Below are 20780 nucleotides of genomic sequence, written 5' to 3'. Positions count from 1 at the left end.
CACTGCTGAACTAACCGATGCGCTTTTTTGATTACCAGGGTATGAACAAATTCCTTTCCTTCGCCGCCCTTTCGGCCGGTCTGATGCTGTCGGTGGCAGCTTCGGCTCAGGAGCAAGCCACCACCGCGAGCAGCAATGGCTCGTACCGTCCGATTCCGAATTCGGACATCATGTTCCGGAAGACCATCTGGCGGGCTGTTGACCTTCGTGAGAAGCAAAACAAGCCGATGTTCTCCGAGGGCAAGGAAATCAGCCGCGTAATCCTCGAAGCGGTAAAGCGTGGAGAACTCCAGGCTTACCGCAACGACTCGCTGACGACGACCTACACGCCATCCGAAGTGTCCGGCAACATGTCGTACGCTGAAGCTAGCGCCGGTCTGAGCGACGAGGAAAAAGCGGCCGGCTTCAGCGATGACGCTGCCGCTGATGACTGGGGAACTCCTAAGAAGTCGACGAAAGGCAAAAAGGTAGCTGCAGCTCCTAAGAAGCCCGTTGCGCCACCAAGCTACGAGTACCGCTACAAGGACTTGTATCAGATGGAATTGAAAGAGGATATGATCTTCGACAAGAAACGGTCGCGGATGTATCACGACATCAAAACCGTAACGCTGCTGGTTCCTTCGACCTTGGGCTCGAACACTTCGGGCATTGAAAAGCCGATTGGCACGTTCAAGTACAGCGACTTGGTTCGCGTATTCCGCGCCAACCCGGACAAGGCTATCTGGTTTAACTCTCAGAACGACGCCCAGCACAAGAACCTGGCGGATGCCTTCGAGCTGTGGCTGTTCAACTCCTACATCGTAAAGGTTTCCAACCCGAACGATTCGCGTCTGGACGAAATCTACGGTGGGCAGCAGCAGGGTATCCTGGCTTCGCAGCAGGCTGCTTCGGACCTGATTGAGTACGAATACAACCTCTGGAGCTTCTAGTTTTTAGAGTTTCCCAAGGCAAAGAAAAAGCCTCTTCCATTACGGGAGAGGCTTTTTCTTTATACTGCTGATTCTATTCCTGAGGCTTAGCGGCCGGCGTTTCCTGCTCGTTGAAATAGTTGATCAGAATCCGGGCTTTGGCTTTGCCGACTTCTTCAATAAGTTGGGCTTCGGTGAGCTCCCTGATTTTCTTAACCGACTTAAACTTGGTCAGTAGCTTGTCGGCGGTGACCGGGCCGAGGCCTTTCACGTCGGTCAGCTCCGTTTTGAGGGTGGCCGCGTCGCGGCGGCTGCGGTGGAAGGTGATGCCGAAGCGGTGCACTTCGTCGCGCATGCGCTGAAACAGGCGCAGGGATTCGCTCTTCTTGTCGATGTAGAGCGGGAGCGGGTCGTTGGGCACGTAGATTTCCTCCAGACGCTTGGCGATGCCGATGACGGCCATCTGGCCCCATAGATTCAGGTCCTTGATGGCTTTGACGGCCATGCTCAGCTGGCCCTTGCCGCCGTCGACAATGACGAGCTGGGGCAGGGAGGCACCTTCGTCGACGAGGCGGCGGTAGCGGCGCGTGACGACTTCGTACATCGAGTCGAAGTCGTTGGGGCCGATGACCGTTTTGATGTGGTAATGGCGGTAGTCTTTCTTGCTGGGCTTGGCGTTGCGGAAACACACCATGGCGGCCACCGGGTTGTCGCCCTGGAAGTTGGAGTTGTCGAAGCATTCGATGTGCTTAGGCAGCTCCGTGAGGCGCAAATCCCGCTTGATGCCTTCCATGATGCGGACCTCGTTGACGTCCTTGCTCCGGTCGTTCATGCTTTCCTTTTCCTTGCGCAGGTAGAGCACATTTTTAAGCGAAACTTCCAGCAGCTTGCGCTTGTCGCCAATCTGGGGCACGGTGACCGTCACGCCGGGTAGGGGCAGCTCATCCACGGCCGTATTGACCAGAATTTCCTTGGATTGGCTCTCAAATTCGTCCCGCATCTGCATAATCATCGGGGCCAGAATCTCGGCATCGGTTTCATCAAGCTTCTTTTGCACCTCCACCGACTGGGTGAGAATAATGGAGCCGCTCATCACCTTGAGGTAGTTGATAAAGGCGCTTTTCTCGTTGGAGGCGATGCTGAACACGTCGATGTTGGACAGGGAGGCATTCACCACCGTCGATTTGGCCTGGAAGTCGTCGAGGCGGTCGAGCTTCTGCTTGATGCCGTGGGCCAGCTCATACTGCTGGTCCTGGGCGGCAGCCATCATCCGTTCCCGAAAGTAGGTTTTGGGTACCGTCAGGTTGCCGCTGAGGATGTTGCGGATTTGCTGAATGTACTGGTTGTAGGTTTCCTCGTCCTGCAGCCCTTCACAGGGGCCTTTGCAGTTGCCGATGTGGTATTCCAGACACACCTTGAATTTGCCGGCTTCCACGTTGGCCGGGGAAAGGTTGTAGGTGCAGGTGCGCAGCGGGTACAGGGCCCGGATCAGCTCCAGCACCACATTCATGGCCGTCAGGTTGGCGTAGGGCCCGTAGTAGCGGGAGCCGTCGTTGATCTTGTTGCGCGTCGGCAACAGGCGCGGAAACCGCTCATTGGTGATGCACAGGTACGGATACGTCTTGCCGTCCTTGAGCAGGATGTTGTACTTGGGCTGATTCTGCTTGATGAGGTTGTTTTCGAGTAGAAACGCGTCGGACTCACTGTTGACGATGGTGAATTCGATGCGCCGGATATTCTTGACCAGCTGCTGGGTTTTCTTGTTGTGGTCCTGCTTGGTGAAGTAGCTGCTGACCCGCTTGCGGATATCAATGGCTTTGCCGACGTAGATGATGCCTTCGTCGTCGAAGAACTTATAGATGCCGGGCTGGTGGGGCAGCTGGCGGATTTGCTCCTGGAGGTGGGCGTTAGCGGCCATAAGGGTCGTGAGTCGCGGATGATTTCCTGAGTACTCCGCCCGGCCGGAATTGTTTGGCGGCCGACGGCAGCAAAGCGCCCAGGCGAGGCGTAAAGAAACAAAAAGTGGCAGGTGTAGAACACCTGCCACCGGCAATTTGCGCCCGAAAGCCGAACTTAAATATCCTGGTCCTGCAAGTCCTGCAAGTCGGTCTGGTTGAGCTTCTGCTCGTACGGAATGGTGTCGCGCTGGCCACCGTAGTAGCGGCTGCAGTCAATTTCGATGCTCAGCGGTTCGGTGGGCTTGGGAAAGGGCGCGGTGCTGACGCCGATGTTCTTGTCGGCGTACACCTTACGCATAAACACCCCGTAGATGGGTAGTGCCAGGCGCGCGCCCTGCCCGTAGGCCCCGGTGCGGAAGTGAATGCTGCGGTCTTCGCCGCCCACCCACATGCCGCAGACCAGATCCGGGGTGATGCCCATAAACCAGGCGTCGGAGTAGTTGCTGGTCGTGCCGGTCTTGGCCCCGATTTCGTAGGGAAACTTAAAGCCCGTTTTCAGAATAACCGACGTACCGCCCTTTTCCGTGGTGGACGCCTGGAGCATGTAGGTCATGATATAGGCCGTTTCCTCGCTTAGCGCTTCCCGGGTCTGGGGCACAAATTCACGGAGCACGTTGCCGTTTTTGTCCTCAATGCGGGTCACCATCATGGGCGCGGTCCAGACGCCCTTGTTCACAAACGTGCCGTAGGCCCCGCAGAGCTCGTACATGCTCACGTCGGAGGAGCCGAAGCCCACGGCCGGCACGGCCTCGATGGGGGAGGTGATGCCCAGGCGCTTGGCGTAGGAAACCACCGTTTCAGGGCCTACTTTCTGCACCACCCAGGCCGTAATCGAGTTCATGGACCGGGCCAAAGCCTGACGCAGGGTGAAGGTGCGGCCCGAGAAGCCGCCCTCGAAGTTTTTGGGCGTGTAGGCGGGGCGGCCGGCCACCGGCGGGAAGGTCGTGGCCACGTCGGGGCGCTGGTAGCAGGGCGAGAAGCCCTGGTCGATGGCCGCCGTGTACACGATGGGCTTAAACGTGGAGCCCGGCTGGCGCTTACCCTGCTTGACGTGGTCGTACTTGAAGTATTTGTAGTTGGTGCCGCCCACCCAGGCTTTGATCTGGCCGTTGAGCGGGTTCATGGCCATAAAGCCAGCCTGCAAAAACCGCTTGTAATAAGCCAGCGAATCCAGCGGCGACATCACCATTTCCTTTTCGCCCTGCCACGAAAACACCGTCATCTTGTACTTCTTGCGCAGGTAGTAGTTGATGGAGTCCTTATTGCCCTCAAAGCGGTTGCTAAGCGACTTGTACCGCTCGGTGCGGCGGATGGAGGTGTTAATGAAGTTAGGAATCACCTTGCCGTTTTCGTCGCGCCAGGGCTGCTGACCTTTCCAGTGCGCATCAAACCACTTCTGCTGGAGCTTCATGTGCTCCGCAATGGCCGACTCGGCGTACTTCTGCATCCGCGAATCAATCGTGGTGTAGATTTTCAGACCGTCGGCGTATAGGTCGTGGTCGGTTTCCCGGGCCCATTCCTTGAGCATCTTGCTGACCTCAACGCGGAAGTAAGGAGCAATGCCTTCGTTCTGGTTTTCAACGCTGTAGTCGAGCTTGATGGGCTTGAGCGTATCGGCGCGCAGGGCGGCCTCGTCGAGGTAGCCGTACTTGTTCATTTGCAGCAGCACCCAGTTGCGCCGCCGCTTCGAGCGGGCCGGGTTGAACCGCGGGCTGAAGCGCGACGGGGCATTGAGCACGCCCACCAGCGTGGCGGCCTCGGGTACGGTCAAATCCTTGGGCTTCTTGTTGAAGAAGGTCTTCGAGGCCGTGTTGATACCAAAGGCGTTGGAGCCGTAGTCGTTGGTGTTGAGGTACATGCGCAGGATTTCGCGCTTGGTATAGTTGCGCTCCAGCCGGATGGCCAGAATCCACTCCTTGGTTTTCGTAACCAGCATCCGCACGCCGGGCACATCGTTGAGCGTGCCGTCGTTCAGGTCGCCGCGGGTGCGGAACAGCACTTTGGCCAGCTGCTGGGTCAGGGTGGAGCCACCGCCGCCGCTACCGCCAGTGAGTAGGCCCGCCGCTACCCGGCCCGTGGCCTTGGGGTCGATACCGGAGTGCTGCTCGAAGCGGGAATCTTCGGTGGCAATGAGGGCGTCAATCAGGTGCTGGGGCAGGTCTTCGTATTCGGCCGGAGTGCGGTTTTCGTGGAAGTACTTGCCCATGAGCACACCATCGGCGGAATACACCTCGGAGGCCAGCTCGCTTTTGGGGTTTTCGAGGGTTTTGAGGTTGGGCATCCGCCCAAACAGCCCCAGAAAGTTGACGCTCACCGCCAGCACGTACAGCACAAAGCCGAGTACTCCGCCGCCGAAGAGCAGCCAAAGAGTGCGGGTGAAAGCCGAAAAGCGGCCCGGCCGTTGCGGTTTGCGGGTAGTGGGTTTGTTTTTAGTGGCAGGGTAAGCCATGAATTCACTTCTGAATGATGAATTATGAATTCTGAATTATGGCTTGAACTGAGCCTGTAATGCAGAACAATTCATAATTCAGAATTCATAATTCAGAATTATTTACCGTACGTCTTCTGGTAGAAGCGCTGATACTCCTCTACGTCCTTGCTTTGCAGCAGCAGCGGAATGTTATCAATACCGATGATCAGGGTTTGGTAACCCGCCCCGCGGAGCCGGCTCAGCGGCGATTGGGGCCCCCGTAGCTTCAGGGCGTAGCTCTGCGCGACCTTGGCGCCCGGCAAAGGTTGCACCACCACTAGGTCCAGACTGTCGCCCAGCGTCGATTGTTGCACCTGCAGATTGTTGGCCTTGAAGTAGCGGCCGTTGTACGTGCCCAGCAGGGCCGGCAAATCCTTCAGCGGCGCCGCGCCCTTCGGAAAGGCCAGCACCACGGCGTGGCCGGCGTTCAGGTTGGTAGAATACGCCGTAGCTGGCTTCGCCGGCGCCACGGGCTCCGTCCCGGTGGGTGGGGTAGGAGTGGGGTCGGGTACGGGCAGCGGGGTGGGCTCGGCGCCCTTGGCGGGCGTTTTGCCGGCGGCTTTGGTTTTCGTCGGGGCAGGAGCAGGAGCTGGGGCGGGAGTCGGCGCCGCTACCGGGGCTTTATCCGTGGTTGCTTTTTCTACTGGCGTTGGCGTGGGGGCAGGCTGGGGCGCTTTGCTGGCCGGCGTTTCACTATCGGTATAGAAAATCCGCATGCGGTTTTCCACTTCCCCGGGTCGGAACACCGATACGACCGGCTTGTCGGTGGAGGCCAGGGCACCGGAAATCTGTCCTTCCTCGTAGCGCTTGTAGCTGCCCAGCAGGGCGTCGGCCCGGCTTTGCAGTGGGCTTTCGGGGTAGTCCTTGCGGAACTTGTCAACGGCGGCCCGCGCGGCCACTGGCGGCTGGGTGCGGATGATGATTAGCGTGTTCAGGAAAGCGGCCCGGTCGTTTAGGTCGGTTGTCGGATACTGCTTCTTGGCCCGGACCAGCACGGCGGAGGCTTTCTTGAACTCCTGCTTTTTATAAAACGTGAAGGCCGAGTCCAGTAGCACGCCCACCTGGGCATTGGCCACCGAAGTGCGCCGTAGGTATTCGGGGTCGGCCACTAGGCGGGCATACGAGGAATTGGGAAACTCCTGGCGCAGCCGCTGGGCGTAGGGCTCAGCTTTCGGGTCGTTCTGCTCTTTATAAATCAGGTACAGGCTGTAATAGGTTTCGGGCAGGTGGGTGCTGGCCGGAAAGCGCGCCACGAGCTTTTCGTAGGTTTCCGCGGCCCGCGCCGTTTCCCGCAGCTGCTGGTTATAGATGGCGCCCAACGCAAACAGGGCGTCTTCCACCTGCTTCTGCGAAACCTTCATCTTGTCTGCCGTCAGGGGCAGATTCTGGCGGTAGCCCGCCACCAAGCCCTGAACCTGCGCCTCCTCGCTCAAAGGGGCCGTAGCGCCCCCGGGAGGATTCACGCTCGTGCTGCCGGCGCCCGCAATGGCCACGGGCACGTTGCCGCCCTGGTTGGCCACTGGCGAAGAGCTGGCCTGGCTGGTCGTGCGCCAGTTGTCCTGGAGCTGCCGGTCGCCCCACTTGCGGATAAAGTCGGCGCGGGCGGCGGCCAGGGAAGTCGGATTATCGAAGTACCACACGGCGGCGCCGGAGTTGGCGGCGGCCAGCGGATCGAAGTTGGCCGTTCCAAAGGCGGAAGTAGCGTTGCTACTGGCAGCATCGTCCCGCCGGGCCTGCTGAGCCAGCAGGGCTTCCTGCCGCTCGGCTTCCTTCTTACGGGCGGCCAGCTCGGCGGTGGCATACTCGGTCAGGCGGCTGCGCAGGGCGGCCGTATCCAGGCGTGCCAGGGCCTGCAGGCTGTCCTGGTTTTCGACGGTCGTAATCTGTCGGGCGAAATCTTTCAGAATGGTGCTCCGCTCGGCCGTAGCGGCGTATTCAGGGGCTTCCCGGGGCATATTCTGCACGGTGCTGTCGTAATAAGCCGCGGCCAGCCGGTACTTCTGCAGGTTCTCGTAGTAAATGCGCCCCGCCAGCAGGTAGGTGTACGACTTCTGGGCTTTGTTCGTCGTGGTGGCCCGCGCCGACTTCCGCAGCAAGGCCAAGGCGTTGTCGTAGCGCTGCTGCCGGTATTCGAGCCGGCTCATTTCGTAGTAGATCTTGTCGCGGTACTCCTTGTTCTTGGTGTCCTTGAGCAGCTTGGCGAAGTACTTGTCGAGGCGGGCCTTGTCCTGGTTGTTGAGGTCCGATACCTGCCCCAGCATCAGCTTCGAGAAGAAGTCCAGCTCGTAGGGCGGGTTGCGCTTCAGGATCTTGTTGAGTTGGGCGTAGGCTTCCTTGTCCTGGTTGTTGGCCTGGTAAAGCTGGGCCAGGATGTAGCGCGTGCGCGACAACTCGTTTTTGGGCGTGATGTAGGGCAGGGCCCGGTTCAGGTTGTCAATGGCCTTGGCCTGGTCGCCGGTCTGCAGAAAGTACTCGGCGCGGGTCAGAAACAGCTCCCGGGCATTCTGGCCGGTGCCCTGCTCCTTGTCGAGCAAATCGGAAACGGCGGCGGCGCTTTCCAGCTCCTTGGTGGCCAGAAACGTGCGCATCAGCCAGATCAGGGCCTCGTGTCGCGCGTTGGCGTCCTTGCTGGTGGTGTTGACGTACTTAAACGTCTTGGCCGCGTCCTCAAACTCCTTTTTATAGAAGCGGGCCTGCCCGATGAGCAGATAGCTGTTGTCAGTCCAGTCGGAGCCGGGACGGTGCTGAATGGGCAGCGAGGCTTTCTTGATAATATCGTCGAGGTCGGCCGTGACCCGGGCTACCGTCGCGTCGTCGAGCGTGGGAAACAGCGGCAGCACCCGGTTGTAGTCGTTCACGCGGGCCGCGTACAAGGTGGCTTCCGTGGCGCGCAGCTTCTCGCGGGCCAGGAAAAAGCCATTGTCGCGGGCCACGATGTTCTCGTAGCCGTGCCCGATAATGGACTTGCGCTCCGAGGAGCAGGCGCCCACGGCGGCAGCGGCCAGCAGTAGCACGACGGGCACGTAAAGCAGGCGGAAAAGCGGATACTTTGTCAAAGCAGAATGATAGGCGGGGCCCTAAGTTGCAAAATCAAACGCGTGGGCTCCGCCGTTTCGTTCGTCGCGGGGGCGCCTGCGTGTTGATAACGTAGCCAATTGGGTAAAATTACGGTTTTTCCCCAGCCCTGCTGGCAGTTCAGCCAAATGCTGACGATAACCGTAGGCTACTGCGCCGAAAATCAATACTTTCGCAGCCCCAAACCGCCCCGTGCCATGCCCGCCGACGTTCCCCAGCCGCCCAAATCCAACGACTCCGACCGGTTGCGCAGTTTCGCCAAGTACTCGGGGCTGGGCTTTCAGATGCTGGCCATCATTGGGTTGTGCACCTATGGCGGGCTCAAGCTCGACGAGCACTACCACACCCGCAACCCGTGGTTTACCATTGGCCTGATGGTGTTCGGGCTCGTGGCGGCCACCTATCAAATCATTCGCGCCGTCTCGCGCAACGAGTAAGCTCTCCCTAGTGGCCGTTTTTCTTCGCTCCCTGTTGTTTTTCTCCGTCGTCGTGTGGGCCATTCTGTATGGCTTGCAGCTGCAGTACGGCGCGGCCGTCATTCATCCGCTGGCCTATTCCATCTTCGGCTTCTTCGCCCTGCTCACCGCCATTACCTACTGGATTACGCTCCGGCTCGTGCGCGCCAGCCCCGACAACTTCATGGCGGCCTACTTCAGCTCCATTGTGCTGCGGCTTTTGCTTTCCATCGGCATGGTGATGATCTACTTATACAAGGGCGGGGCCCACGAAGGCCGGGGCACCTGGACCTTCCTCGGCTGCTTCTTTATTCTGTATTTCTTGTACGCCGGGTTTGAAGTCTGGAGCATCCTGAGTAACTTGCGCCCGTTTTCAAAACCGGGTGAAAATCCAAAATGAAGGTTTTGTGAAATTTACCTTAATCCCCACTGAATGAAGCGCTTACTGATAGCTCTCTTTTGCATTCTTACGCTTCCCGTTTTTGCTAACGAACCAGCTACCGCGGCTGAGGGCTCCAAAGACAAGGCTTTCAACCCCGGGGAGATGATTCTGCACCACATCGGCGACTCGCACGAGTGGCACTGGTTCTCGACCGACAACGGCCACTTTGTTGCCCCGCTGCCCATCATTGCCTACCGTCCCGGCAAAGGGTTGTCGACGTTCTCGTCGGCCCGCTTGGCGGAAGACCAGTCCTACGACGGTCTGAAGCTCGAGCACGAGCATCTGGTGTCGGAAGACGGCAGCAAGGTATACGATTTCTCGATTACCAAAAATGCCGCCGCCCTGATGGGCAGCGGAATTATCCTGCTGCTGGTGTTCACCGCCGTTGCCCGCGGCTACAAGAAAAACCACGGCAAAGCCCCCAAAGGCATCCAGTCGTTCTTCGAGCCCATCATCATCTTCATCCGCGACGAGGTAGCCAAGAAGTCTATCGGCCCCAAGTATGAGCGCTACATGCCCTACCTGCTGACCGTGTTCTTCTTTATCTGGTTCAACAACCTGCTCGGTTTGACTCCGGGGGCCGCCAACCTGACCGGCAACATTGCCGTGACTTTCACGCTGGCCATCCTGACGCTGATTATCACCCTGGCTTCGTCCAATAAGTACTACTGGGCCCACATCTTCGCCACGCCCGGCGTGCCCAAGGCCCTGCTGCCCATCATGAGTCCGGTAGAACTCATCGGCATCGTGGTAAAGCCCTTCTCGCTGATGGTTCGTCTGTTTGCCAACATCACGGCCGGCCACATCGTTATCCTGAGCTTCATCAGCCTGATCTTCATCTTCAAAACGGCGGCCCTGGCCCCGGTGTCGCTGGCGTTCGGCTTGTTCATCAACGTGCTCGAATTGCTGGTGGCCATCCTGCAGGCCTACATCTTCACCCTGCTGACCGCCATGTACATCGGCGGGGCCGTGGAAGACCACCACGACGCCGACCTGCAGATGGGCTACGACGATGGTTCGGCCTCGACCCACGTTAGCCACTAACGCGCTTTTCTCACCCGACTTTTTTCTGTTTTACATTTCTCTCAAACCTCTGTTTTATGCTTCTTTCTCTGTTGTTGCAGGTTGTTAATGCCGCTGGTCTCGCCGTAATGGGTGCCGGTATCGGTGCTGGTCTGGTTGCTCTGGGTGCTGGTCTGGGTATCGGCCGCATCGGTGGCTCGGCCATGGAGGCCATTGGTCGTCAGCCTGAGGCTTCCGGCAAGATCCAAACCGCTATGCTGATCGTAGCCGCTCTGATCGAAGGTCTGGCGCTGTTCGCAGTAGTAGTCTGCCTGCTGATTTCGTTCAAACTCCAGTAGAGGAGGCACCGCAAGAGCAGCCCGCTGCGCGTCGCTTCGGCGCACGGCGCAGCGGGCTGACTTGGCTTTTTTGAAGTAGGTTTTCAGCCGCCCCCGGGCGCTGATTCTATTTCCTCCTTTCATCTGTTGGCCTGTATGGCCAACGCAGAGTTTAAAGCGCTATGCAAATCGTAACGCCCGAATTTGGTCTGATCTTCTGGCAGTTGGTGATTTTCCTCACCGTGCTGTTCCTGCTGGCCAAGTTTGCCTGGAAGCCCATCCTGCTCTCCCTCAAGGAGCGCGAAGATTCTATCGAAAGTGCCCTGCGCATGGCCGACCAGGCCAAGCTGGAAATGCAGCAGCTCAAAGCCGGCAACGAACGTTTGCTGACCGAAGCCCGCATGGAGCGCGACAAGATGATGCAGGAAGCTTCGCAAATGGCCAATCAACTCGTTGAGACCGCCAAAAACAAAGCCACTGAAGAGGGCAGCCGCATGATCATGCAGGCCCGCGAAGCCATTCAGAACGAGAAGAACGCCGCGCTGACCGAAGTGAAAAACACGGCTGCCAAGCTTTCCATCGACATTGCTGAGCGCATCCTGCGCCGGGAGCTGGCCGATTCCGGTTCCCAGCAGCAACTCGTGGACTCGTACCTGAAGGATGTAAAGCTTAACTAGTTGTTATCAGTTGCCGGTTGCCGGTTACCAGTTGCCAGTTGATGTGGAATCGACAGCCAACTGGAATCTGGCAACTGACAACTGGCAACTCGCAACTGAAAACCAATGTCTGAACAACGAGTTGCCTCCCGCTACGCCAAGTCCCTGCTGGACCTGGCCGAGGAACGCGGGACGCTGGAGCAGGTAAAGGCCGACATGGATTTGTTCCGCACTACGCTGGAGCAAAGCCGCGACCTGCGCCTGTTGCTGCGCAACCCCATCGTGAAGCACGATAAGAAGCTGGCCATTCTGAAGGCAATTTTCGGCGGCAAAGTGACGGAAATGACGGAGAAGTTTTTCTCCATCATCACCCAGCACAACCGCGAGAGTGCCCTCGAATGGGTGGCAACCGAGTTTCAGAGCCAGTACGACGCGCTGCGCGGCATGCAGGTTGCCCAGGTGACCACCGCCGCCCCGCTCGCGCCCGAACTGCGCGAAGAACTCAACAAAGTGGTGCGCCGTCAGTCCGGCTTGCAGAACGTTACCTTGCAGGAATCGGTTGATGAGTCGCTCATCGGCGGGTTTATCCTGCGCGTAGGCGACCGTCAGCTCGACGAATCGGTGCGTAACAGCTTGCGCAAGCTGCGCAACACGTTTAAAGAGAACCCCTACCAACCCCATCTATAAACAAAAACATGGCAGACGTACGTCCGGATGAAGTATCCGCCATCCTGCGGGAGCAGCTGTCCAACTTTAAGACCGAAGCCGAACTCGAAGAGGTTGGTACGGTACTCCAGGTTGGCGACGGTGTAGCCCGCATCTACGGCCTGGGCAACGCCCAGTCGGGGGAACTGATTGAATTTGAAAATGGCCTGCAGGCCCTGGTGCTCAACCTCGAGGAAGACAACGTAGGGGCCGTAATGCTCGGCGACTACAGCGACATCCGCGAAGGCGCCACGGTTCGCCGCACCAACAAGATTGCCTCCATCAAAGTCGGTGACGGCATCATCGGCCGCGTCGTGAACACGCTCGGTCAGCCCATCGACGGCCGCGGCCCCATTGCCGGCGACACCTACGATATGCCCCTGGAGCGTAAGGCGCCCGGCGTTATCTTCCGTCAGCCCGTAACCGAGCCCATGCAGACGGGTATCAAGGCTATCGACGCCATGATTCCAATCGGCCGGGGCCAGCGTGAGCTGATCATCGGCGACCGTCAGACGGGTAAGTCGACGGTAGCGCTTGACGCCATCCTGAACCAGCGCGAGTTCTTCGAGCGCGGCGAGCCCGTGTTCTGCATCTACGTAGCCGTAGGTCAGAAGGCTTCGACCGTAGCCCAGGTGGTAAACGCCCTGACCAAGGGCGGCGCCATGGACTACACCGTAGTGGTTGCCGCTTCGGCTTCCGATCCGGCTCCGATGCAGTTCTTTGCTCCCTTCACCGGTGCTGCCATCGGCGAATTCTTCCGCGATACGGGTCGTCCCGCCCTGGTGGTATACGACGACTTGTCGAAGCAGGCCGTAGCCTACCGCGAAGTGTCGCTGCTGCTGCGTCGTCCTCCCGGACGTGAGGCCTACCCCGGCGACGTATTCTACCTGCACAGCCGCCTGCTCGAGCGTGCCGCGAAGATCAACTCTTCCGACACGATTGCAGCCGACATGAACGACCTGCCCGACTCCATCAAGCACATGGTGAAAGGCGGCGGCTCGCTGACGGCTCTGCCGATCATCGAAACCCAGGCTGGTGACGTTTCGGCCTACATCCCAACGAACGTAATTTCGATTACGGACGGGCAGATCTTCCTCGAAACCAACCTGTTCAACTCGGGTGTGCGTCCCGCCATCAACGTAGGTATCTCGGTATCGCGCGTAGGTGGTAACGCCCAGATCAAGTCGATGAAAAAGGTGGCCGGTACGCTGAAGCTCGACCAGGCTCAGTTCCGCGAGCTGGAAGCCTTCGCCAAGTTCGGCTCCGACCTCGACGCCTCGACCAAGCTCACCATCGAGCGGGGCCGTCGCAACCTCGAAATCCTGAAGCAGCCCCAGTTCTCCCCCGTAAAAGTGGAAGACCAGGTGGCCATCATCTACGCCGCTACCAACGGTCTGCTTGACCTAGTGCCCGTAAACAAGGTGCGCGAGTTCGAGACGGAATTCCGTCAGGTGATGCAGACGCGCCACCCCGAGGCGCTCAAGTCGCTGAAAGCCGGTAAGCTCGACGACGAGATTACGGGTGCCATCCGTCAGGTTGCCAAAGACCTGTCGGCGGTATACGCTTCGAAGTAATTCATCGGTTGTCAGTTGCTCGTTGTCAGTTGTCAGGAGAAGGACGTTAAGTCTGGCCCAAACTGACAGCTGACAACGAGCAACTGACAACTTATTTTTCACAAGAATGGCAAGCTTAAAAGAAGTCCGCAACCGCATTGTATCGGTGCAGAGCACGCAGCAGATCACCAAAGCCATGAAAATGGTGGCGGCGGCTAAGCTGCGGCGCGCCCAGGACAACATCCTGCGCATGCGTCCCTACGCCCAGCGGCTCAACAGCATTCTCAGCAACCTGACGGCCCAGGTCGGCGAGGGCGTGGAGAGTGACTACACGGCGCAGCGCGAGGTGCGCCGCGTGCTCATCATTGCCATCACTTCCGACCGCGGCCTGGCCGGGGCTTTCAACAGCAACATCTTCAAAGGTGTTAATGCCCTGATTGCCCAGCGCTACGCGGCGCAGGCTGCCGCCGGCAACATCACGGTGATGGCCATCGGCAAGCGTGCTCACGAGTATTTCTCGAAGCGCGGCCCGATCCTGGGCAACTACACCCACGTGTTTGGCCAGCTTTCCTTCGACACCGTGCGCGAAGCGGCCGAGCAGGCCATGGAAGGCTTCAGCGCCGGTCAGTACGATGAGGTGACAATGGTCTACAACGAGTTCCGCAACGTGGCCACCCAGGTGGTGCAGGCCGAGCAGCTCCTGCCGCTCGTACCCGCTGCCGCCCCTGTCACGGCTGCCGCTACCTCGAACGTGGACTACATCTTCGAGCCCTCGAAAGAGGAAATCGTGCAGACCCTGATTCCGCAGTCGTTGAAAGTGCAGCTCTACAAGGCGGTGCTGGAAAGCAACGCCTCGGAGCACGGCGCCCGCATGACGGCCATGGACAAAGCCACCGAAAACGCCGGTGAGCTGCTCAAGTCGCTCAAGCTAACCTACAACCGCACGCGTCAGGCGGCCATCACGACCGAGATTCTCGAAATCGTGGGGGGCGCCGAAGCCCTGGCCGCCAGCCGCGGCTAAGGACACGCTCAGTTCTGATTCAGAAAGGCCCGCTTCCGCAAGGAGGCGGGCCTTTTTTTGTGAGCAGTGGCCCGACCACTCAGCTAGACACTTTGGGTGGCAGCATGCGGTGCGGCCGGGCCCGGTTGTAGCGCGGTTGTAGCGCGGTGGGAGATGCCAGGCGGTTATCGGCAGGGTCGGTCAGGGGCCGGCACGTGGCCGGGCCTGCGCTTAGCGCAGCTGCTGCGGTTGGCCAGCGGCAACTGGTCCGTCATCGGCAATGAAATGGTCGTTGGCATCGGCGGCAAACGGCAGGTAGAGCCGCTCCCAAGTGGGGCCCTCAATCAGGTCCCAGGTATGGCCGGGGCCGCTGACATCCTTGGCCACGAGGATGATTCCCGGCTCAAGGAGGAACGTGGCTCCATTGCTGACCCGGAAGCGCAGCCTGCCCTGGAGCGTAACCACGTACTGCGTGCGCGGGGCGGCGTGCGGGCGATGCTCGTGGTGAACCTGGGTTTCCGCAAAGCAGGTGCTGACGGCCCACTGGGTTTGCGTGGGCAGCCAGCCGGTTTGGAACGTGCAGCCGCCGTCGGCCGTGTTGAGAAGCCGGATGGCTTTGAGGAAGGCTGGCTCTGCGGGCGGGTGGTGCTGTGACGGGTTCATAGGCTTGGCTAGTCGACTTGTCTGCTGGTGATGGTACCAGTACGGGAGCTGGGGCGGAGCGCGGCAACAAAGTCGGTAAATCCTCGATGCCCAGGCCGCTGACCCGGCCGCCGAGACGCTGGCCCTGGAGACGCAGGTCGATGCGGCGGGGGCGGCCCTTTACGGGGGGGCGCTGCCGGCGGCTCCGGCCCCCGTGGGTGCGGCTTAGCGCGGGCATGCCCCCCGAAATCGAAACGCCCCACCCGCCGCGAGGCAAGTGAGGCGTTTCTTCTAAATTGCAATAGGCGTACGGATAGCGGAAAAGCCCCGGCCGACGGTCTTAGGCGGGCAGCGTGGCCTTGTGGCTTTCGACCTGCCCGATCAAGCTCACGGCCTCGTCGTGGGCCTGGATGAGGGTGGCCTGCTCAAACTCGAGCAGCACCCGGTCGTCGGAGCCCTGAGCGTCGCTCTGGTTGAGCAGTTGGTTGCGGCGCTTGGTGTTGGTGGCCAGCTCGTTTTCGAGGTCGCGCTTGGTTTTGCCCTCCGGCAGGGTGGGCAGGTCGGCCTGGGCATCGGCAATGCGGCGGTTCAGGCGCGAGAGTTCCGCGTTGCGCCCGGCCGGGTCGCTGAATGTCTGCAGCTGAAAGGCCAGATTCGACCGGCGGTTAGCCGCCTGGTCGCGTTTCTGCGTCAGGGGCACCAGCACCAGGTCGCAGTCGGCCTTGGTGGCCAGTTGGGTAATAGAGTACGCCATAATAAAAAAGATAAAGGAGTGAAAGAAAATTACTCTCCTAATATAATAATTTGTCTTAGTAGCTAAATGCTCCACACTCGGAAAAATAATCCATAGACCACGCCCGTAACTGCCGAGTGAATTTGGAATTATTTATTGCCTGCCTGGGTACGACCGGCAACGATAGTTGCGCGCTTTAACGTGCCGACCGCCGTGCTGAGCAGCACCGCCCAGCTATTCAGGCTGCGTGCACAGAAAGGCTCTCAAAAGACTTGAAAAATTGTGAAACAGTACGTATGAAAAGATTTTTGCTCCTATTTGTTTTCCTTGTTTGCAGCGTAAAAACATTCTCGCAGCAGATTATATGCGTTGACACGGTTACTACCACCGGCTTTTTCTTCAAAACTATGGTGAAGATCAAGAAAGAGAAGCCTAAGCCTGGCATCATCACCTACGCCATTGATGGCCCCAAGCCTAGTGCTGCCTACTACATAGCCAAAAACACGGCGTTAAATCAAACGATTGATGCTATCTGTGAAAAAGCATTACATGATATGCACGACACCATAAAATATGCTGCCGTACTGCCTGATCGTGGGGACTATATAACCGGTCTATTTGCTGACTCGTGCTTAGCCGAGTATCTCAAGTGTATTCCTATTAACAGTATGATAAATCCCCAAATATATTTCAAGGTAAAAGACTCGCGCAAGTATGATAACCACCATCTGATTGGATTTGCGGAGGTCAGAGTTATTTGGCTTCATCTAAAAATGGACGACTGGACAGCTGTGCGTAATTTCAACTATCCTTATACTCTGTCAAATGCTAAGGTGGTAAGCAGATGGTATGATATATACTTGCCGCTGCGGGTGGAAAGTATCGACAACAACGTGTCAATCACTTCCAGTCGGCGGCTGATTTCGAAGTCCCGATAAAAAGTAGCTTACCAGCATCGATTGCATGCTAGCTAGGGCTTCACCTCTAGCTGGTCACCCTTCAGCATTAACCTCGGCCAGCATCTGAGCCAGCGCGGCCGCCTCGGCTTCGAGCCCGGCCAGGCGGGCGCGCAGCAACGCCAGCGGCGTAGGGCCGCTGCGGTCTTCCAGCTCGGTGCGGGCCGCGTTGAGCAGCAGCGTGAGCTCGGCCTGCCGGTCTTCGAGCTTGCGCGGGGGCAGGGGCGCATCGGCCTCGGCGGCGGCCAGCGCGGCGGGCAGGCTTTGGGCGTGGGCCAGGCGGTGCCGGGCGGGTAGGGCCCGGGCGGGCAGTTCGTGCTCAAGGCGGAAGCGCAGGCGGCGGGCCTGGTCGAGGCAGGCGACTAAGCGGGCTTCGAGCGGAGTGTAGTCCAGAAGTGGGAGCGGGGGCTCGGGCGCGCCGGGCGGGGGCAGCAGTTGGGCCAGGGCGCGCAGGCGGTAGGAGGCATCGGCGGGCAGGGGGCGGGTGCCCGCTTTGGCCTGAGCCAGCCGCGCCTGCGGTATGCCGAGCAGTCGGCCCAACGCTTCTTGCGACAGCCCCCAGTAGATCTGCACCGTCTCCTCCAATCCTGAGCTATCGACGGTATGCTGGGCTTTTCTCATCGTGGGGTGCTCTATCTGGAAGATTTATCATCGGTGACTACTCGATACCTAAAGTAAGCAGCTTTGCACAAGGGGGTATAACTTTTTGACCCCCTTAAAAACTTATACCCCCATGCGTATGGTGGGCGTGGGGGTATAGCTTTTTAACCCCCTCAAAAAGTTATACCCCCCTACTGGTTCTGGTGCGCTGGTCTGGGTGCTGCCTGCTTCGTTGCGGAGGTGAAGATTCCCAGGATGTAGTCTTGGGCCTCCCCGGCTTTGCGCAGCCATAGCAAAGCAGAGGCAGAGTAGTCGTACTTTTGCCGTTCGCTTTTATTGCTCTTCATCTATCGTACTTCTAACTGGCTCTGTGCTCGCTCGGACTTTTTCCGAATACAGCGCGGCCTCGATTACATGACTACATTTTCTACTGCTCTTTTTCGGCACAGTCTGCGTGCCGCGAGTGTTCCTGTGTCGCGCCCGACCGAGCATCGCGGCCCCCAACAGTCCCTGTCAACGCCCCGGCTGCCTGTTTTTTTGCTGCTGCTCTGCCTGTTGCTGCCCTGGACGGGCCGGGCGCAGGCACCGGCCGGCGGCAAGGCGCCCTCGGTGGGCACCATGCTCAACGCTGACGGCACGCTGCGCCCCGGCGGGGCCGGTTCGTTTGATGCCACGGGTTACCGCATGACGCTCGACCCGGCTTCGGGTGAGCCCTCGTTTCGCCCCACCGGCGCGGGCGACGAAAACTGGCAGGAGGGTTTTGGAGCGAACGGTGCCACGAATAGCGTGTATGTGGTGGCGCGGGCCAGTAACGGCGACCTGTACGTTGGCGGCCGCTTTACGAGCGTAGGCGCGGTGCAGGCCCGCCGGATAGCCAAGTGGAACGGCACAACTTGGAGCGCGCTGGGCAATGGCGCCGCTCGCTCTAACAGTGCCAACAACGGAGTAAATGACATAGTCACCGCCCTAGCCGTAGTAGGTACCGACCTCTACGTGGGCGGTGATTTTACCGCTGCCCGCTCTAGCAGCGGCGTAGTGGCCGTCAACTACATTGCCAAATGGGACGGTGCCACCTGGAGCGGGCTCGGCAATGGTACTGATGTCGCTACTGCTACTAACAATGGGCTAAACAGTAGACCAGATGTCCTAGCCGTGCTACATAACGACCTCTACGCGGGCGGCTTCTTCACCGCTGCCAACAACGGTGATAGTCCGGTGCAAGCTAATTATATAGCGAAATGGGACGGAACCGCCTGGAGCGCGCTGGGCAACGGCACAGCTCCCGCTACCAGCGCTAACAATGGAGCAAATGAGGCAGTCTTTGCCCTGGCCGTACTAAACAACGACCTCTATGTAGGCGGCCAATTCACTGATGTTCGCAATGGGAGCAGTCCGGTGGCCGCCAGTTCCGTTGCCAAATGGGATGGCACGGCCTGGAGTGCGTTGGGCAATGGCACGGCCGTCGCCACGAATACCAACAACGGGGTAAATCCCCAAGCGGTCTTCGCTCTGACCGTCATGGGCACCGACCTTTACGTGGGCGGGCGCTTCAGCGCGGTTCGTAATGGCAGCACTGCAGTGGCGGCTAATAACATTGCTAAATGGAATGGCACGGCCTGGAGCGCGCTGGGTAATGGCACGGCCGTCGCCACCAGCACTAATAACGGCGTGAGTGATGGGGTCTTCGCCCTGGCGGTATTGAACAATGAGCTTTACATAGCCGGGTATTTCAGTACCGTCCGCAATGGCAGCAACCCGGTATCGGCCAGTTCCGTTGCCAAATGGGATGGCACGACCTGGAGTGCGCTGGGTAATGGCACGGCCGTTGCCACCAGCACTAATAACGGGGTGAATTACACGGCCGGTTGCTTAGTAGTGCTAAGCAATGACCTCTACGTAGGTGGGGACTTCACTATTGTGAACAATAGCAGCAGTGAAGTGGCAGCCAGCCGCATAGCCCGGTGGAACGGTACCGCTTGGAGCGCGCTGGATACGGGGCAAAATGGTGCCGACGCCACTATATATGCCGTGGCACGAGCCAGCAACGGTGACCTGTACGTGGGCGGGGAATTTACAAGCATAGGCGCAACCGTGGCCAACAACGTGGCCAAATGGAACGGCACAACTTGGAGCGCGCTGGGTAATGGCTCTGCTGTTGCTACTAGCATCAACAACGGGGTAAATAATAGAGTCAATACCCTGGCTATGTTGAACAATGACCTCTACGTGGGCGGCTACTTTTTCAGGGTTTTCAATGGCACCAGCGAGTTGGCCGCCGGTCAGATAGCCAAATGGAATGGCACTGTCTGGAGCACGCTAGGGAATGGTACTGCCATCGCCACGAGTACCAATAATGGGGTGAATGGTTTTGTACTTGGTTTGGCCGTGCTGAACAACGAACTTTACGTGGGTGGCACCTTCAGCGCAGTCCGCAACGGAACCAATCGGATATCTGCAAACCATGTAGCTAAGTGGGATGGCACTGTCTGGAGTACGCTGGGTAACGGTACCGCGCTGGCTACTAGCACCAACAACGGTACAAGCGGTAATATCTCAGCCCTGGTCGTGCGCAGCACCGACCTCTACGTGGGCGGTAGTTTCACCACGGCATTCAACGGCAGCAGTGCAGTAGCGGCTAACAGCGTAGCCAAGTGGAACGGCACTTCTTGGAGCGCGTTGGGCAATGGCACGGCTGCCGCCACCAGCACGAATAATGGAATTGTTAATCTTAACTTCCCTGAATACGGCGTCAATGCCATGACATTCTGGGGCAATGACCTTTACGTAGGCGGCAACTTTACTACTGCCCGCACTAGTAACAGTGTGGTGACGGCTAATAATATCGCCAAATGGGACGGCATAGCTTGGAGCGCGCTGGGGAGTGGTTCGGCTACTGCTACCAGTACCAACAACGGGGTGAGTGACGTCGTCAATGCGCTGGCCGCGGGGAGCGGTGAACTCTACGTGGGGGGCTACTTCCTCACAGTTAATAACAGCAGCGGTGCGGTGCCCGCCACTATGATAGCCAAATGGAATGGCACAACATGGAACACGTTGGGTACGGGCTTAAATGGAAACGTCCGGGCACTGGTCGCCTCCGGTAACCAGTTGATAGCCGGCGGCGACTTTACAGTTTCTGGTGATGGCAGCAAAGTCAACTCGCGCTTCGGCATCTACAATGTTGTGGCTAACCCGCTATCGGTTGTTGCGGGCAGTAATGCGGCGGCTCTGCATCTATATCCCAACCCGGCATCTGGTCAGGCCACGCTCACAGGCGCGCCACGCGC

The 20780-nt window shown here is 58.9% G+C and carries 17 protein-coding genes; 11 read left to right on the top strand and 6 right to left on the bottom strand.

What is annotated here, in order from left to right:
- The first annotated feature begins 41 nt into the window (after positions 1–41).
- A complete protein-coding gene (gene porN, locus EWM57_RS12070) occupies positions 42–929 on the top strand; it encodes a type IX secretion system ring subunit PorN/GldN (RefSeq protein ID WP_129921407.1) in 888 nt (295 codons plus the stop codon).
- 73 nt (positions 930–1002) lie between these two features.
- Here the strand turns inward: porN and uvrC are convergent, their stop codons facing one another.
- The 3 genes from uvrC to porW form a co-directional block, all read right to left on the bottom strand.
- Positions 1003–2826, bottom strand: coding sequence for an excinuclease ABC subunit UvrC (uvrC, locus tag EWM57_RS12065; protein ID WP_129921406.1), 1824 nt, complete (start codon positions 2824–2826; stop codon positions 1003–1005).
- 155 nt (positions 2827–2981) lie between these two features.
- Positions 2982–5315 (bottom strand): transglycosylase domain-containing protein, encoded by a 2334-nt coding sequence (locus EWM57_RS12060; protein ID WP_129921405.1) that lies wholly within the window; start codon positions 5313–5315, stop codon positions 2982–2984.
- Between the two features lie 98 nt (positions 5316–5413).
- Positions 5414–8392 (bottom strand): type IX secretion system periplasmic lipoprotein PorW/SprE, encoded by a 2979-nt coding sequence (porW, locus tag EWM57_RS12055; protein ID WP_129921404.1) that lies wholly within the window; start codon positions 8390–8392, stop codon positions 5414–5416.
- Between the two features lie 216 nt (positions 8393–8608).
- On the opposite strand from porW, the gene EWM57_RS12050 reads away from it, so the two are divergent.
- The 8 genes from EWM57_RS12050 to atpG all read left to right on the top strand — a co-directional run bounded on the left by EWM57_RS12050 (position 8609) and on the right by atpG (position 14583).
- Positions 8609–8848: an AtpZ/AtpI family protein gene (locus EWM57_RS12050; RefSeq protein ID WP_165370500.1), complete on the top strand. Its 240-nt coding sequence runs from the start codon at positions 8609–8611 to the stop codon at positions 8846–8848.
- Between the two features lie 10 nt (positions 8849–8858).
- On the top strand, positions 8859–9266 hold the full coding sequence (locus EWM57_RS12045) for a hypothetical protein (protein WP_129921402.1): 408 nt from the start codon (positions 8859–8861) through the stop codon (positions 9264–9266).
- 144 nt (positions 9267–9410) lie between these two features.
- Positions 9411–10352 (top strand): F0F1 ATP synthase subunit A, encoded by a 942-nt coding sequence (gene atpB / locus EWM57_RS12040; protein ID WP_317128183.1) that lies wholly within the window; start codon positions 9411–9413, stop codon positions 10350–10352.
- A 56-nt stretch (positions 10353–10408) separates the two neighbouring features.
- Positions 10409–10669 carry an ATP synthase F0 subunit C gene (gene atpE / locus EWM57_RS12035; protein ID WP_073105040.1) on the top strand — a complete coding sequence of 87 codons (261 nt, stop codon included), beginning with the start codon at positions 10409–10411 and terminating at the stop codon, positions 10667–10669.
- Between the two features lie 161 nt (positions 10670–10830).
- Complete coding sequence (locus EWM57_RS12030) at positions 10831–11325, top strand: F0F1 ATP synthase subunit B (RefSeq protein WP_129921400.1); 495 nt, start codon at positions 10831–10833, stop codon at positions 11323–11325.
- Between the two features lie 105 nt (positions 11326–11430).
- Positions 11431–11991 (top strand): ATP synthase F1 subunit delta, encoded by a 561-nt coding sequence (gene atpH / locus EWM57_RS12025; RefSeq protein WP_129921399.1) that lies wholly within the window; start codon positions 11431–11433, stop codon positions 11989–11991.
- A gap of 8 nt (positions 11992–11999) precedes the next feature.
- Positions 12000–13583, top strand: a complete 1584-nt coding sequence (atpA, locus tag EWM57_RS12020; RefSeq protein ID WP_129921398.1) for a F0F1 ATP synthase subunit alpha — start codon at positions 12000–12002, stop codon at positions 13581–13583.
- Positions 13584–13689: 106 nt separating this feature from the next.
- The gene (atpG, locus tag EWM57_RS12015; protein ID WP_129921397.1) at positions 13690–14583 is read left to right on the top strand and encodes an ATP synthase F1 subunit gamma; all 894 of its coding nucleotides are present in this window, start codon (positions 13690–13692) and stop codon (positions 14581–14583) included.
- Positions 14584–14793: 210 nt separating this feature from the next.
- Here atpG and EWM57_RS12010 read toward each other — a convergent pair whose 3' ends face one another.
- Complete coding sequence (locus EWM57_RS12010) at positions 14794–15225, bottom strand: cupin domain-containing protein (RefSeq protein ID WP_129921396.1); 432 nt, start codon at positions 15223–15225, stop codon at positions 14794–14796.
- A 319-nt stretch (positions 15226–15544) separates the two neighbouring features.
- Positions 15545–15958, bottom strand: a complete 414-nt coding sequence (locus tag EWM57_RS12005; RefSeq protein ID WP_129921395.1) for a hypothetical protein — start codon at positions 15956–15958, stop codon at positions 15545–15547.
- A gap of 386 nt (positions 15959–16344) precedes the next feature.
- Between EWM57_RS12005 and EWM57_RS12000 the strand changes: the two genes are divergently transcribed.
- Positions 16345–16875 carry a hypothetical protein gene (locus EWM57_RS12000; protein ID WP_129921394.1) on the top strand — a complete coding sequence of 177 codons (531 nt, stop codon included), beginning with the start codon at positions 16345–16347 and terminating at the stop codon, positions 16873–16875.
- Between the two features lie 54 nt (positions 16876–16929).
- On the opposite strand, the gene EWM57_RS11995 is transcribed toward EWM57_RS12000, so the two are convergent.
- The gene (locus EWM57_RS11995) at positions 16930–17514 is read right to left on the bottom strand and encodes a hypothetical protein (protein ID WP_129921393.1); all 585 of its coding nucleotides are present in this window, start codon (positions 17512–17514) and stop codon (positions 16930–16932) included.
- 516 nt (positions 17515–18030) lie between these two features.
- On the opposite strand from EWM57_RS11995, the gene EWM57_RS11990 reads away from it, so the two are divergent.
- The coding region (locus tag EWM57_RS11990) for a beta strand repeat-containing protein (RefSeq protein WP_129921392.1) at positions 18031–20780 on the top strand (2750 nt) is incomplete at its 3' end.

This window comes from Hymenobacter persicinus (assembly GCF_004167665.1).
Classification (GTDB): Bacteria; Bacteroidota; Bacteroidia; order Cytophagales; family Hymenobacteraceae; genus Hymenobacter; species Hymenobacter persicinus.
Note: the sequence above shows the minus strand (reverse complement) of the source record. Positions and strands in the feature narration are given on the sequence as shown.